12 protein-coding genes and 4 pseudogenes are annotated in these 12,952 nt (G+C 71.2%); 9 read left to right on the top strand and 7 right to left on the bottom strand.

Annotated elements, in window-relative coordinates; all coding sequences use genetic code 11:
- Positions 1-6: 6 nt before the first annotated feature.
- The 4 genes and pseudogenes from QUE51_RS17910 to QUE51_RS07045 all read left to right on the top strand — a co-directional run.
- Positions 7-675 (top strand): annotated as a pseudogene (locus QUE51_RS17910) (FGGY family carbohydrate kinase); the annotation flags it as partial.
- A gap of 104 nt (positions 676-779) precedes the next feature.
- Positions 780-1,439 carry an FGGY-family carbohydrate kinase gene (locus QUE51_RS17905; protein ID WP_350226734.1) on the top strand — a complete coding sequence of 220 codons (660 nt, stop codon included), beginning with the start codon at positions 780-782 and terminating at the stop codon, positions 1,437-1,439.
- A gap of 2 nt (positions 1,440-1,441) precedes the next feature.
- Positions 1,442-2,416: a class II fructose-bisphosphatase gene (gene glpX / locus QUE51_RS07050; protein WP_286278841.1), complete on the top strand. Its 975-nt coding sequence runs from the start codon at positions 1,442-1,444 to the stop codon at positions 2,414-2,416.
- 184 nt (positions 2,417-2,600) lie between these two features.
- The gene (locus QUE51_RS07045; protein ID WP_286278840.1) at positions 2,601-2,753 is read left to right on the top strand and encodes a hypothetical protein; all 153 of its coding nucleotides are present in this window, start codon (positions 2,601-2,603) and stop codon (positions 2,751-2,753) included.
- 31 nt (positions 2,754-2,784) lie between these two features.
- On the opposite strand, the gene QUE51_RS07040 is transcribed toward QUE51_RS07045, so the two are convergent.
- Positions 2,785-3,585, bottom strand: a complete 801-nt coding sequence (locus QUE51_RS07040; protein WP_286278839.1) for an EAL domain-containing protein — start codon at positions 3,583-3,585, stop codon at positions 2,785-2,787.
- A 269-nt stretch (positions 3,586-3,854) separates the two neighbouring features.
- Between QUE51_RS07040 and QUE51_RS07035 the strand changes: the two genes are divergently transcribed.
- The 5 genes from QUE51_RS07035 to QUE51_RS07015 all read left to right on the top strand — a co-directional run bounded on the left by QUE51_RS07035 (position 3,855) and on the right by QUE51_RS07015 (position 6,730).
- On the top strand, positions 3,855-4,592 hold the full coding sequence (locus QUE51_RS07035) for an alpha/beta fold hydrolase (protein ID WP_286279297.1): 738 nt from the start codon (positions 3,855-3,857) through the stop codon (positions 4,590-4,592).
- A complete protein-coding gene (locus QUE51_RS07030) occupies positions 4,589-5,626 on the top strand; it encodes a PAS domain-containing protein (RefSeq protein ID WP_286278838.1) in 1,038 nt (345 codons plus the stop codon). Before QUE51_RS07035 ends, QUE51_RS07030 begins: the two co-directional genes overlap by 4 nt.
- Complete coding sequence (locus tag QUE51_RS07025) at positions 5,518-5,886, top strand: GGDEF domain-containing protein (protein ID WP_286278837.1); 369 nt, start codon at positions 5,518-5,520, stop codon at positions 5,884-5,886. Before QUE51_RS07030 ends, QUE51_RS07025 begins: the two co-directional genes overlap by 109 nt.
- Complete coding sequence (locus QUE51_RS07020; RefSeq protein WP_286278836.1) at positions 5,883-6,020, top strand: hypothetical protein; 138 nt, start codon at positions 5,883-5,885, stop codon at positions 6,018-6,020. Before QUE51_RS07025 ends, QUE51_RS07020 begins: the two co-directional genes overlap by 4 nt.
- 89 nt (positions 6,021-6,109) lie before the next feature.
- On the top strand, positions 6,110-6,730 hold the full coding sequence (locus QUE51_RS07015) for a TetR/AcrR family transcriptional regulator (RefSeq protein ID WP_286278835.1): 621 nt from the start codon (positions 6,110-6,112) through the stop codon (positions 6,728-6,730).
- 80 nt (positions 6,731-6,810) lie between these two features.
- Here the strand turns inward: QUE51_RS07015 and QUE51_RS07010 are convergent.
- From QUE51_RS07010 to QUE51_RS06985, 6 genes and pseudogenes are all read right to left on the bottom strand, one after another.
- Positions 6,811-7,700 (bottom strand): annotated as a pseudogene (locus QUE51_RS07010) (phosphogluconate dehydrogenase C-terminal domain-containing protein).
- Between the two features lie 10 nt (positions 7,701-7,710).
- The gene (locus QUE51_RS07005; protein WP_350226733.1) at positions 7,711-8,490 is read right to left on the bottom strand and encodes a sugar phosphate isomerase/epimerase family protein; all 780 of its coding nucleotides are present in this window, start codon (positions 8,488-8,490) and stop codon (positions 7,711-7,713) included.
- Positions 8,487-9,266, bottom strand: coding sequence for a triose-phosphate isomerase family protein (locus QUE51_RS07000; RefSeq protein WP_286278834.1), 780 nt, complete (start codon positions 9,264-9,266; stop codon positions 8,487-8,489). The genes QUE51_RS07005 and QUE51_RS07000 overlap by 4 nt, the downstream gene beginning before the upstream one ends.
- Complete coding sequence (locus tag QUE51_RS06995) at positions 9,266-9,736, bottom strand: ribose-5-phosphate isomerase (RefSeq protein WP_286278833.1); 471 nt, start codon at positions 9,734-9,736, stop codon at positions 9,266-9,268. Before QUE51_RS06995 ends, QUE51_RS07000 begins: the two co-directional genes overlap by 1 nt.
- Positions 9,737-9,739: 3 nt before the next feature.
- Positions 9,740-11,493: pseudogene (locus tag QUE51_RS06990) on the bottom strand (dihydroxyacetone kinase family protein).
- Positions 11,490-12,871, bottom strand: a pseudogene (locus QUE51_RS06985) (MFS transporter). Before QUE51_RS06985 ends, QUE51_RS06990 begins: the two co-directional pseudogenes overlap by 4 nt.
- Positions 12,872-12,952 lie beyond the last annotated feature (81 nt).

The raw sequence follows: 12,952 nt of genomic DNA, 5'->3' as shown, positions 1-12,952 counted from the left end.
CGGCAGATGAAGGCGGTCGCGGCGATCGACCTGGGCGCGACCAGCGGCCGGGTTCTCGTCGGAACGGTGGGCCACCGTCAGCTGCACCTGCGGCACGTCGCGCGGTTCCCGAACACTCCCGTACGGACGTCGGACGGGCTGCACTGGGACGTGCTGTCGCTCTACTCGGCGGCGATGAACGGGCTCGGGGCCGCCTCCCGCGAGGAGCCCGAGCTGCTCGGCGCCGCCGTGGACTCCTGGGCGGTCGACTACGCGCTGCTGCGCAACGGCCGCATGCTCGGCAACCCGTATCACTACCGGGACGAGCGCACGGCGGAGGGCGTCGCCGCGGTGCACACGCGCGTGCCCGCCGCCGAGCTCTTCTCGCGCAACGGGCTGCAGCACCTGCCCTTCAACACCGTCTTCCAGCTGGCCGCCGACGCGGCCGTGGGGACGCTTGAGCTCGCCGACCGAATGCTCCTCATCCCCGACCTTCTCGCCTACTGGGCGACCGGGCACGCCGTGGCCGAGCTCACGAACGCGTCGACGACGGGACTCGTTCCTGTCGGCAGCACCGACTGGGACCGCGAGCTCCTCGCTCGCCTCGCCCTGCCCCCGGCGCTCCTGCCCGAGATCGTGCCCCCGGGTACCGACCTCGGGCCCGTGTCGGAAGCGGTGCGCAGCGAGTTCGGCATCGCGTCCGCCGTCCGGTTCAGCACCGTCGGGTCGCACGACACGGCCTCCGCCGTCGTGGGCGTGCCCTCGGTGGGCGACGACTCCGCCTACATCTCCTCGGGGACGTGGTCGCTCGTCGGCACGGAGCTGTCCGCCCCCTCGCCACGGACGAGGCTCGACAGGCGGGCTTCACGAACGAGGGTGGCGTCGACGGCCGCACCCGGTTCCTCAAGAACGTCATGGGGCTGTGGCTCCTCAGCGAGTCGGTGCGGACGTGGGAGAGGGCGGGTGATCGTGAGGATCTGGAGCACCTCCTGCAGCTCGCGGGCGATGCCCCGTCCGACGTGCCCACCTTCGACGCGGCCGATCCCCGGCTCCTGCCCCCGGGCGACATGCCGGCGCGCATCGCCGCGCTGCTGGCGGAGGCCGGGCGACCGGTTCCCGCGACCCGGGGCGAGTTCGTGCGCAGCATCCTGCAGAGCCTCGCGAACGCCTACGCCGGAGCGATCCGCGACATCGAGCGTCTCACCGGGCGGCCGGTCCGCACCGTGCACGTCGTCGGCGGCGGCGCTCAGAACGCGCTCCTCTGCCAGCTGACCGCCGACGCCATCGGGGTTCCGGTGATCGCGGGGCCCGTCGAGGCGACGGCGATCGGCAACCTGCTCGTGCAGGCGCGGACGCACGGTCTCGTCGACGGCGACCTCGACGCGCTACGCTCCATCGTCGCCTACTCCTTCCCGCCGCGCGCCTATCCGGCGCGGGCGGCCGGCCGCACGACGAGGTGAGCATGCAGCAGAGCGTGTACGAGAGCCCCGACCGCAACCTGGCCATGGAGCTGGTGCGGGCGACCGAGGCGGCCGCGATCCGCGCGGTCCCGTTCATCGGCCGCGGCGACAAGAACGCCGCGGACAAGGCGGCCGTCGATGCAATGCGCAAGTTCCTCGGCACCGTGGACTTCGACGGCGTCGTCGTGATCGGTGAGGGCGAGAAGGACCAGGCGCCCATGCTCTTCAACGGCGAGCACGTCGGCACCGGCAACGGCCCGGCCTGCGACATCGCGGTGGACCCGATCGACGGCACGTCGCTGACCGCGGCCGGTCGGCAGAACGCCCTGTCGATGATCGCCGTCGCCGACCGCGGGTCCATGCTGGACGCCTCGAGCGTGTTCTACATGGACAAGATCGTCACCGGGCCGGAGGGCATCGGCGTCGTGGACATCCGGAAGCCGATCGGGGAGAACATCCGAGCCCTCGCCAAGGCGAAGGGCAAGCCGGTCGAGCAGATGCAGATCGCGGTCCTCGACCGCCCGCGGCACGCGCAGCTCATCGACGACATCCGGGCAGCGGGCGCCGGGACGCGGCTCCTGCTCGACGGCGACGTCGCGGGCGGCATCAACGCAGCACGCTACGAGACCCGCATCGACATGTGCGTGGGCACCGGCGGAAGCCCCGAGGGCGTTGCCACCGCCTGCGCGATCAAGGCGCTCGGCGGGCTCATCCAGACCCGGCTCGCCCCGAAGACCGACGAGGAGCGTCAGCGCGGCATCGACGCGGGTCTCAAGATGGATCACGTCTACACGGCGGACGAGCTGGTCCGGAGCGAGAACACGTTCTTCGTGGCCACCGGCGTGACCGACGGCGGCCTCGTCGAGGGCGTCCGCCGCAAGGGCCCCATCATCCGCACGGAGTCCATCGTGCTCCGCTCCCGCTCGGGCACCATCCGGCGCGTCATCGCCGATCACCTCGCCGAGAAGTGGCTCTAGCACAGAGAGCGGCCCACCCCATCCCGCGTAGGGTGTCGGAGGCGCCAGGAGCGGCGCCGAGAGGAGATCGAACCATGGTTCTCGTACATCGGCTCACCGTGAACGGCCGGGACTACTTCCTGCCCGAACCCGTCAACGAGCTTCGCCAGCAGATCCTCCGGGCGATCCGCGAGGGGGCGGATACGTGCACATCCCGCCGCTGTCGTCGGGACCCGGCGTCGACATCCTGTTCTCCCCGGGCATGCCCGTGCAGTGGACCCAGCTCGAGGTGGGCGGCGAGACGAACGACGAGTCGCCCGCCAGTCACGCGAGCGGGCTCGACGACTTCCCGCACTGACCCGGCCGCGGTCCGCCTGCGGCGGGGCTGGTCAGACGTTCGGGAAGCGACCGACTCGGTCAGCCTCGAGGAGCAGCTCATCGAGCGCATCCCGCGGCATCGGCGGCGCGATGAGGAATCCCTGGGCCCGGTCGCAGCCGAGCTCGCGGATCCGATCGAGCTGCTCCTGCGTCTGGATGCCTTCGGCGACGACCCGGAGGCCTCGCTCGCCGGCGTGCTCGACCACCGCACGGATGAGCGCGGTGCTCGTGTCGGTGACCTTCTGCACGAGCGACTGGTCGATCTTCACCTCGCTGAGCGGCAGCCGCGTCATCCGCTCAACGGAGGAGTGGCCGGCTCCGAGGTCGTCGAGGGAGACGCCGACGCCGCGCTCGCGGAGCTCCAGGAGATTGCTGATGACGAGCGCCAGATCCGCGACCTCCTGCGTCTCGGTGATCTCGACGGTCAGCACCCCGCGGGCGAGCCCCGCCGCATCCACTGCGGCGGTGAGGTGGCGGAAGAAGCGCGGCGTGGTCAAGGCTCCCGCTGAGACGTTGACCGAGACCTGCCGGCTGACGCCTCTCTCCTGCCAGGCGCCCGCCCAGGAGCAGGCTTCCTCGAGCATCTGCTCGTCGATGCCGTCGATAAGGCCCTCCTCCTCGGCCAGCGAGATGAAGGACGCGGGAAGCACGACGCCGAGCGTGGGATGGCGCCACCGGCTGAGCGCCTCCGCGGCCACGAAGGCCCCCGTCGCCGGGTCGATCTGCGGCTGGTAGTGGGCCTCGATCTGGCCGCCCGCGATGGCAGAGGGCAGCTCGTCCTTCAGCCCCATCGGGTCCGTGCTGACGCTCACCCTGTGCCCCGCTCTGCGTTCTCCTCCTCATCGTCGAAGCTCGCCGCGGCCAAAGTCAACGCCGGAGGACCCTTGCGATGTACCCCGGTAGAATGCGGCCTCCGGGCCCTTCGCCATTGCTCTCGCGAGGCGCCCCGGTTAGCCTGAACGCTCGCCGGCCCCGGCCCGACCTCTTTTCTGGAGCTCCGATCAGCCTTCTCCCCAGCGCTGTCGACGACGTCCGCCGGCGGAACAACGTGACCGAGTCCGGGCCGGCGACGGCTCAGCCGATGCTCTTCGCGCACGGATTCGGCTGCAGCCAGGAGATGTGGCGCACCGTCACCCCGCACTTCGAGGACGACCACCGCGTGATCCTCTTCGACGCGGTGGGCGCGGGACGGTCGGACCTCACCGCCTACGACGCGGGGAAGTACGACTCACTGGACGGCTACGCGGACGACGTGCTGGGCATCGTGGAGGCGCTCGACCTGCACGACGTCGTCTTCGTCGGCCACTCGGTCAGCGCGATGGTGGGCGTCCTGGCAGCCAATCGCGCGCCCGAGCGCTTCGCCGCGCTAATCCTGGTCGGGCCATCGCCCCGGTACATCGATGAGCCCGGCTACACGGGCGGGTTCAGCCAGACGGACATCGACGGACTACTCGACGCGCTGGACGCCAACTACCTGGGCTGGTCCTCGACGATGGCGCCCGTCATCGTCGGCAACGCCGACCGTCCCGAGCTGGGCGAGGAGCTCACCTCGAGCTTCTGCAGCACCGACCCCGCCATCGCCTCCCAGTTCGCACGCGTCACCTTCCTGTCCGACAACCGCCGGGACCTGGCCGCCGTGACGACGCCGACCCTGGTCCTGCAGTGCAGCGAGGATCCGATCGCGCCCCTTCCCGTCGGGCACTACGTGCACGAGCACATCCCGGGGAGCCTTCTCGTCGTCCTCCGGGCCACGGGTCACTGCCCCAACATGTCGGACCCCGACGAGCTGGCTCGGGAGATCCGCTCGTTCCTCGCGTGACTGCTCCCGAGCCCGCCCCGCTCCCCTCGGACGACTCGTTCGAGGAGCTCTACGAGCACGGTCCGGTCGGCCAGCTGTCGATGACGCTCGAGGGGGCGATCATCCGGGTCAACGCCACGCTGCTGCGCTGGACGGGCTACACCGCCGATCAGCTGCGCGGCGCGCGGTTCCCCGACCTGCTTGACGCCGGCGGCCGGCTGTTCTACGAGACCCGCTTCCTGCCCGTCCTGCGGCTGCGCGGAGAGGCGCGCGAGGTCGCCCTGTCGCTGGAGACGGCCAGCGGCGTCCGGCTGCCGGTCATCATCAACTCGGTGCTCGTGACCAACCAGGACGGCAGCCCCCGCCTGCTCAGGACCGCGGTCCTCGACGCGACCGAGCGGCAGGACTACGAGCGTCAGCTCGTCCTCGCGCGCCGGTCCTCCGAGGGGACGGAGGGGCGACTCCGTGTCCTGCAGGACGCGTCCATCGAGTTCGCGCGCAGCGGCACCGAGGACAGTCTCACGGCCGCACTGGCCGCGAAGGCCCGGGGCGCCCTCGCCGCGGCGGGCGCCTCCGTTCTGCTGCTGGACGAGTCGGGAGCCCTCCGGCTCGCCGCGGGAACCGACCCGCTCGCGAGCGCCGGAGAGCACAGGATGCTGCGTCCGGAGACGGAGGCACTCAGCAGCGGCAGCGTAGTGACGATCGCGAGCATCGCCGACGCGGCGGCGCGCTATCCGGAGTTGGTCGACGTCCTCCTCGAGGCACGGGTCGAGGCACTCTGCGTCACCCCGATGCTCGACGAGCACGGTCAGCCCATGGGGCTCGTGATGTGCCGCCTCGGGCGGGCCAGGAGTTCGACGCCGCCGCGATCGAGCTGCAGGAGACCCTGGCTCTCCAGGGGCGCGAGGTCCTCACGCGCCTGCGCCTGCAGCGGAGCCTCGAGCGGATGGCCCTGCACGACCAGCTCACGGGACTCGCCAACCGCAAGCTCTTCCACGAGCGGCTGGGCCAGGCGCTCGCGTCCGCGTACCGCACCGGGCGCCCGCTTGCGGTGATCTTCCTCGACGTCGACGGCTTCAAGTCCGTGAACGACCAGCTCGGTCACGCGGCTGGCGACGCCGTCCTGCGCGAGGTGTCGCACCGCATGCTGCGCATGGTGCGGGAGTACGACACCGTCGGCCGCCTGGGCGGCGACGAGTTCGTGGTGGTGTGCGAGAACGTGGACGAGACGGTGGCGGAGCGCATCGCCGAGCGCATCCGCGCTGCGGTCCGCGAGCCGTTCGCAGGGATTCCCTCCTCCTCCCGATCACGGTGAGCGTCGGGGTGGCGCTGCACGACGCTCAGGCCGCCGTTCCGCCCTCGGCCGACGCCATCCTGGCCTCGGCCGACGCGGCGATGTACCGCTCGAAGGGCGCGGGAAAGGACCGGCTGGCGGTCGCCCGCATCTGAGAGCCGGGGCGACCGCTGGCCCCCGTCAATCCCGAACCACTACTCTGCATTCACGGATCACTCGGGTCCGTTCGGTCGGAGGGGCGGACGTGGTCGAGGACGACGCACCTCAGCGGCGGGGGCCCCGGGGGCCCTACGCGAAGAGCAGCCAGACCAGGACGGCCATCCTGGACGCGGCGCTCAAGGTCTTCGCCGAGTCGGGCTACCGCAGCGGCTCGCTGCGCACCGTCGCGGACCGGGTGGGGATGAGCGAGGCCGGCCTCCTCCACCATTTCCCGAGCAAGAGCGCGCTGCTCGCGGCGGTCCTCGAGCGCCGCGACGAGCAGGCCGAGGAGCGCTACGACCTCGACGGCTCCGGCGGCGTCGAGGTGCTGCGCTCGCTGCTGCGGATCGCCGAGCGGAACGCGGCCGCCCCCGGCGTCGTCGAGCTGTTCTGCACCCTCTCCGCGGAGTCGACCTCGCCCGAGCATCCGGCGCACGAGTACTTCGTCGCCCGCTACCGACGGTCGACGCGGACGGTGCAGACCGCGTTCGAGGCCGTCGCCGCGAGTGGCGAGCTCCGGCCCGGAGTCGAGCCGGCCGCAGCGGCACGTGGCACGGTCGCCCTCATGGACGGCCTGCAGCTTCAGTGGCTCCTCGACAGGGACGCGGTCGACATGGCGGCGGACCTCCGGACCTTCTTCCGCACGCTGGTCACCGCCGAGCTCTGAGCCGCGGCGGGCTGCGCGGGTGATGCGGATCCCCGCACCCCCGCCCACCGGCTCGAGGTGTCCGCAGCACCCGCGGGAGGCTAGCGCTCGATCTTGTCCAGGTGCAGCATCGCGGCGAGGTTCTTGTCGAGCTCGTCGTCGCGAAAGACCTTCTTCCAGTCCTCCTTGATGATGTTCTGGCGGCCGTAGTCCATCGCGATGAGGCAGGCGTCGCTGAACGGGTTGTCCCCGCGCAGCCCGTTGGCGAGCGCCACCTGCGTGTGGCCGTAGAGGATCGAGCGCGCGGCCGCCTCGGGGACGCCCATCGTGTTCACGGCCTCGTCCAGCGCCTCGTTGAGGAGCGCGCCGATCATGCAGGCGATCGTCTCCACCAGCGTGGGCTCCAGCTGGGCGAGCTGCTTCACGGTGACCCAGTGCACGTCGATGACGGGAGCGTAGATGGCGCGCACGGTCGCCTCGACGATCGCCTTCTTGGACTGGTCGTCGGACTCGATGGCCGCGATGGCGTCCTGGGGGCCGCGATGCCGCCGAAGGTGTCCGCGTACTCCTCGGGCGTCGTGCGCTGCAGGAACACCGAGGGGTGGCACGGGTGAGCGACCGCCTGGATGACGTCGTCGCGCTTCGTGAGGAGTCCCGCGTAGGCGGCGGCGGGGTCGAGCGTCAGCACGATGGCGCCGCTCTTCAGCTGGGGCACGAGCTGTGCCGTCACGGGCCCCAGGGCGAGGTCCGGCACCGCCAGGACGATGATGTCCGCGTCCTTCACTGCGGTCTCGCTGTCAGTGAGACTGCGACCGGCGGCGGTGACGCGCTCCTGCCCCGCCGGCGAGTTCTCGCTGTAGCTGACGTCGTGGTTCGTCTTGACGAGGTTGTTGGAGACGCGCATCCCCATCTTCCCGCCGGCGCCGATGACGGCGATCTTGTAGGCCTCCGCGGTGGCGGGCGCGGTGGCCTCGGTGGTCGTGGTGGTCATGAATTGCTCCTCAGGTATTCCAGTGCGGTTCGGGTCCAGTCGGCTTCGATGGACGCTGTGGTGGCCGGGTCGCCCTGCCAGGGCAGCCAGTGCTCGACGATCTGATTGATGCCGCGCCCGTCCGGGTCGACGGTGCGCAGCACGTGCGGGTAGTCGTGGAGTCCTCGCCGAGCGGCACGCCGCTGTAGGTGAAGCCCACCCAGCCGTCCTGCCGCGCGAAGGCGAAGTCCTTGGCGTGGACGTTCTTGGTGAGCGGCGCGCACCGCTCCACGACGTCCGCGGGGAGCTCCAGGCCGGCGACCGTGTTCGCCGGGTCCAGGCAGATGCCGAGGGACTCGCTGCCGACCCGCTCGATCAGACGGATCAGGTCGGGCGTGGGCAACTGCTCGTAGGTCTCGAGGGCGAGCGTCACGCCCGCCGCCTCGTAGTCCCGCATCGCAGCCGTCAGCAGGCGCGCGGCCTGCTCGAGCGTCGGCCGGTGATCCGGTGAGAACACCATGCTGCGGACGAGGCGCGCGTCGAACACCCCGGCCAGCCGGAGGAAGCGGGCGAGATGCTCCGCGCCCACGCCCTTGGTGCCGAGCTCGATCCGGATGCCGAGCTCGCGTGCCCGCGTGGCGGCGTCGCGCAGCTCCGTGTCGGACAGCGTGAGCAGCGGCGCCCAGTCGCAGATCTGGAAGAGACCGACGCCGAGGGCCCGTGTCTCCTCCAGCACGGCTGCGAGGCTCATCGGCTCGGGAACCCGATCCGACTGCCGCCAGAAGAAGGCGTAGCTGCCCAGACCGATCATCGGGGCGACCCTCCGGTGTCCGCGGCGAGCGCCTGCGCTTCGTCGAGGATCGCCGCCAGCGCCGAGGGGTCGTGCGCGAAGCGGCCGAGGAAGAGGCCGTCGACTGTGTGGCCGAGGGCGGCGAGCAGACCGGGTTTCGCCGATCCCCCGTAGATGACTCCGCTGCCGGGGTGCTCCGTGAGGCCGGCCACCGCCTCCTTCAAGGCATGCCCGACCTCGCGGATGTCTTCGGCGGGGGCAGGCTCGGGGGCCCCGATCGCCCAGACCGGCTCGTACGCGACGAGGACCCGGCCAGCCGGGGCGCCGGCCAGCGCGGAGGCGACCTGGCGGATGGTCGCCGTCGCCGCCTCCACGGGGTCCCCGCGCTCGGTCTCGCCGACGCAGAGCACCGGGGTCAGCCCGTTGCGGAGCGCTGCGGTGGTCTTGGCCGCGACGATCTCGTCGGTCTCGCCGAAGTGCCGACGCCTTTCGGCGTGACCGACCTCCGCCACCCGCACGCCCAGCTCGGCGAGCTCGGCGCCGCTGACCTCGCCCGTGTACGCCCCGGTGTCCTCGGTCGCGAGGTCCTGGGCGCCGACGAGGACCGGGGTGCCCGCGAAGGCCTCGAGGGCGGCCGGGATCTGCAGGTAGGTGGGGATCACGAACAGCTCCACGGAGCCGTCCCGCACCGCCGGATGTGCCGCGGCGATGTCCGCGACGCGCGCGAACCAGTCGCGGGCCTGACGATGACCGAAGTACATCTTCAGGCTCACGCCGATCGACACGCGTGCGGCCATCAGCAGGATCCGGTGGTCTCGTACTGCTCGATCACCGCGACCTTCTCGGCGGATGCCGAGGCGGGGTCGAACCGGTAGGTGAGCCACTCGCGGACGAGCCGGCGGGCGAGCTCGATGCCGACGACCCGCTGACCCATGGTCAGCACCTGCGCGTCGTTGGAGAGCACTGCCCGCTCCACCGAGAAGCTGTCGTGCGCGGTGACGGCACGGATGCCGGCGACCTTGTTGGCCGAGATCGCCACGCCCAGGCCGGTGCCGCAGATGAGCAGCGCGCGGTCCGCGTCGCCGCGGGCCACCATCTCCGCGGCCTCGATCGCGACCTTCGGGTAGGGCGTGTGCCCCTCGGCGTTCACGCCCACATCCACGACGGAGGCGACTCCGTCGCTGTTCTCGAGGTCCTTCTTGAGGATCTCCTTGTAGTCGTAGCCGGCGTCGTCGCTTCCGACGACCAGGCGCAGGGCTTCCGCCATCGTCTAGTTCCTTCCTTCGTGGGGCTGGTCTTGCCGCTGGCCGGCGAGCACGGTTCCGATCGCCGAGACGATGAGAGCGAACGAGTGGGCGCCCGGGTCGGGCGTGCCGAGGCTCTTCTCCGCATGCGGGCGGGCGCGGCCCATCCGGGGCAGCAGCTCGGAGGTGGCGGCGGCAGCGGCGGTCGCCGCCCGGGCCGCGGTCGCCCAGGCGACGGCGAACGGCTCCCCCGCTCCACCTGCAGGTGCAGGGTGTCGGCGAACGGGACGAGGGCGTCGACCATGGTCTTGTCCCCCACCTCCGCCTTCCCGTACGACATGATGCCGGCGCGAGCCGAGCCGATCGCGTTCGCGATCGCCGAGGAGTCGGGCCGGTCCAGGTCGCCGAGGCTCTCCCCGAGAGTCCGGAGCGCGAGCCCCCACAGCGCACCCGAGGTGCCGCCCGCCCGGTTGGCCCACGCGTCGCCCGCGGTGACGAGCACCGTCCCGGCTCCCGCGCCCGCCGCGAGCGCGTCCTCGGCGGCGGTCAGTGCGGCGAGCGCGCCGCGCTGCATGCCGATGCCGTGGTCGCCGTCGCCGGCGATCGAGTCCAGCTTGCCGAGCTCGTCGACGTGCTCGTCCACGGTCGCGCTGACCGCCGCGAGCACCGACACGACGAGCGGGGCGGCGGCACGGGAGGCCGGGGTGGAGTCGGGCACCGCGGTCGCCGACGAGTCGCCGGCGACCTCGTCGCTCCGCTGCTTAGCCGGTGCCACGGAGCCCTTGCGGTAGGCGGGAGCGTCGACCGGGGCATCCCAGAGCCGCTCCAGCTCCTCGTCGAGCCAGAACAGGGTCAGCGAGGTGCCCGCCATGTCGAAGCTTGTGCAGAACTCGCCCACGTGCGGGTCGACGATCACGAGCCCCGCCGCCTCCAGCAGCTGGGCGATGCGCCGGTAGACGACGAACATCTCCTCGTACTTCACCGACCCCAGCCCGTTGAGGATCGGCACCACGCGGGCCCCCTCGGCGGTGTCGACCCCGTCGGGCAGCTCCTCGAGCAGCCGCGACACCAGCAGCTCGGCCAGCTCGTCGGCGGTCGGGATGTCGGTCTCGCCGATCCCCGGTTCCCCGTGGATCCCCATCCCGACGCCCATCCGCCCCTCGGGCACCGTGAACAGCGGCTCCGCCGCTCCCGGCAGGGTGCAGCCCGTGAACGCGACGCCGAAGGACCGGGTCCGCTCGTTCGCGAGCCGCGCCACCCGGACGACCTCGTCCAGCGGATAGCCGTCCTCGGCGGCCGCAGCGGCCGACTTGAACACCGTCAGGTCCCCCGCGATCCCGCGCCGCTTGGCCTTCTCCGCCAGCGGCGCGCTCGACACGTCGTCGGTCACCGTGACGGTCTGCGTGTCGATGCCCTGGGCGCGCAGCCGCTCCTGCGCCGCATCGAAGTTGAGGACGTCGCCGGCGTAGTTGCCGTAGGTGAGGAGCACCCCGCCGCCGTTGTCCGCCGCCTTGGCCACCGACTCCACCTGCTGCGTCGCGGGCGAGGCGAACAGATTGCCCATCGCCGCCCCGTGGGCGAAGCCCTGCCCCACCAGCCCGCCGAAGGCCGGATAGTGCCCCGACCCGCCGCCCACGACGACCGCCACCTGCCCGGCAGGCGACACGGTCGAGCGGATCACTCCGCCGGGCACGGCGCGGACGTAGCGGGCGTTCGCTGCGACGAACCCCTCGATCATCTCGTCGGCGAACGCGGCCGGCTCGTTGTAGAGGCGGGTCAACGGTCCCGCTCCACGGTCTCGTCGAAGACCAGCGGCGCTGCGGTGGGGCTGTCGGAACCGGCGGTGTGCCGCTGGCGGGAGAGGATCAGCATCAGCACGGCCGAGAGCAGCATGAAGAAGCCGACGATGAACATCGGGACCTTGAAGTCGCCGGTCACGTCGGTCACGAGACCCGTGATGTAGGGGGCCGAGAAGCCCGCGATATTGCCGACGGTGTTGATCAGCGCCACACCCGCTGCCGCCGCGACGCCCGTGAGGAACTGCGTCGGCAGTGTCCAGAAGTTCGGCAGGGCGGAGAAGATCGCCATGGCGGTCACCGTGATGACGGCGATCGTCGCGGCAGGAGAGCCCGCGAACAGGGCCAGGGGAATGCTGATGGCGCCGGCGAGCGCCGGGATCACGATGTGCCAGGACTTCAAGCCCCGCCGGTGCGCGTCGGCCGACCAGAAGTACAGCGCGATCGCAGCCGGCAGGTACGGGATCGCGGTGATCAGGCCCTTCTGGATGGGGTCGAAGGCCTCGACACCCGCCTGCTCCTGGAAACCGGTGATGATCGTGGGAAGGAAGAAGGCGAGGGCGTAGAGGCCGTAGATGAAGCCGAAGTAGATGAAGGACAGCATCCACACACGTCCGCTGCCGAAGGCGTGGCGGATCGAGACGTGCTTGTGAGCCTCCTCCGCGGTGACCCGCTCGCCCTGCAGCTCGCGCTCCAGCCACGTGCTCTCCTCCGCCGTCAGCCACTTCGCATCGGACGGGCGGTCCTTCAGGTAGAACCACGCGATGATGCCGACGACGATCGCGGGGATGGCGACGACGAGGAACATGAAGCGCCAGCCCTCGAGGCCCCAGACGCCGTCCTGGGCGATCAGCACGCCCGCGAGGGGGCGCCGATGACCGAGGTGAGCGGCTGGGCGATGTAGAACAGCGACAGGATCTTGCTGCGGTGCCTCGCGGGGACCCAGAGGCTCAGGAAGAGGATGGCGCCGGGGAAGAAGCCCGCCTCGGCGACACCGAGGACGAATCGCAGGATCGCCAGCTGCTCGAAGTTCTGCACCCAGGCGAACAGTGCGGCGACAACGCCCCACGTGACCATGATGCGTGCGAGCCAGCGCCGTGCCCCGAAGCGGTGGAGCGCCAGGTTGCTCGGCACCTCGAGGAGGATGTAGCCGATGAAGAAGACGCCCGACGCGAAGCCGAACTGCGCGGCGCTCAGAGCGAGGTCGTCGGTCATCCCGGTCGGTCCTGCGAAGCCGATCGCTGTCCGGTCGAGGTAGTTGATGAAGAACATCAGGGCGACGAACGGCACGAGCCGGACGGCGATCTTGCGGATGGCCGAGCGCTCGACGCTCGGTGGGGCTGTGCCGGCGGTGGTGTCCACACTGACTCCTTGACTCGTCTTCGATGCCGAGAGGCGGCGGGCGGGGATGCGCGCCGGGTCCAGTATTCGAGGCGATGCCTG

The sequence above is a fragment of the Naasia aerilata genome, from assembly GCF_030296595.1.
Lineage (GTDB): Bacteria > Actinomycetota > Actinomycetes > Actinomycetales > Microbacteriaceae > Naasia > Naasia aerilata.
Note: the sequence above shows the minus strand (reverse complement) of the source record. Positions and strands in the feature narration are given on the sequence as shown.

Excerpts from the sequence above, each read along its gene's own strand:
- glpX (WP_286278841.1), top strand. The coding sequence starts at position 1,442 with ATGCAGCAGAGCGTGTACGAGAGCCCCGACCGCAACCTGGCCATGGAG.
- QUE51_RS07035 (WP_286279297.1), top strand. The coding sequence starts at position 3,855 with ATGCTCTTCGCGCACGGATTCGGCTGCAGCCAGGAGATGTGGCGCACC.
- QUE51_RS07025 (WP_286278837.1), top strand. The coding sequence starts at position 5,518 with ATGGCCCTGCACGACCAGCTCACGGGACTCGCCAACCGCAAGCTCTTC.
- QUE51_RS07005 (WP_350226733.1), bottom strand. The coding sequence starts at position 8,490 with ATGATCGGTCTGGGCAGCTACGCCTTCTTCTGGCGGCAGTCGGATCGG.
- QUE51_RS07000 (WP_286278834.1), bottom strand. The coding sequence starts at position 9,266 with ATGGCCGCACGCGTGTCGATCGGCGTGAGCCTGAAGATGTACTTCGGT.
- QUE51_RS06995 (WP_286278833.1), bottom strand. The coding sequence starts at position 9,736 with ATGGCGGAAGCCCTGCGCCTGGTCGTCGGAAGCGACGACGCCGGCTAC.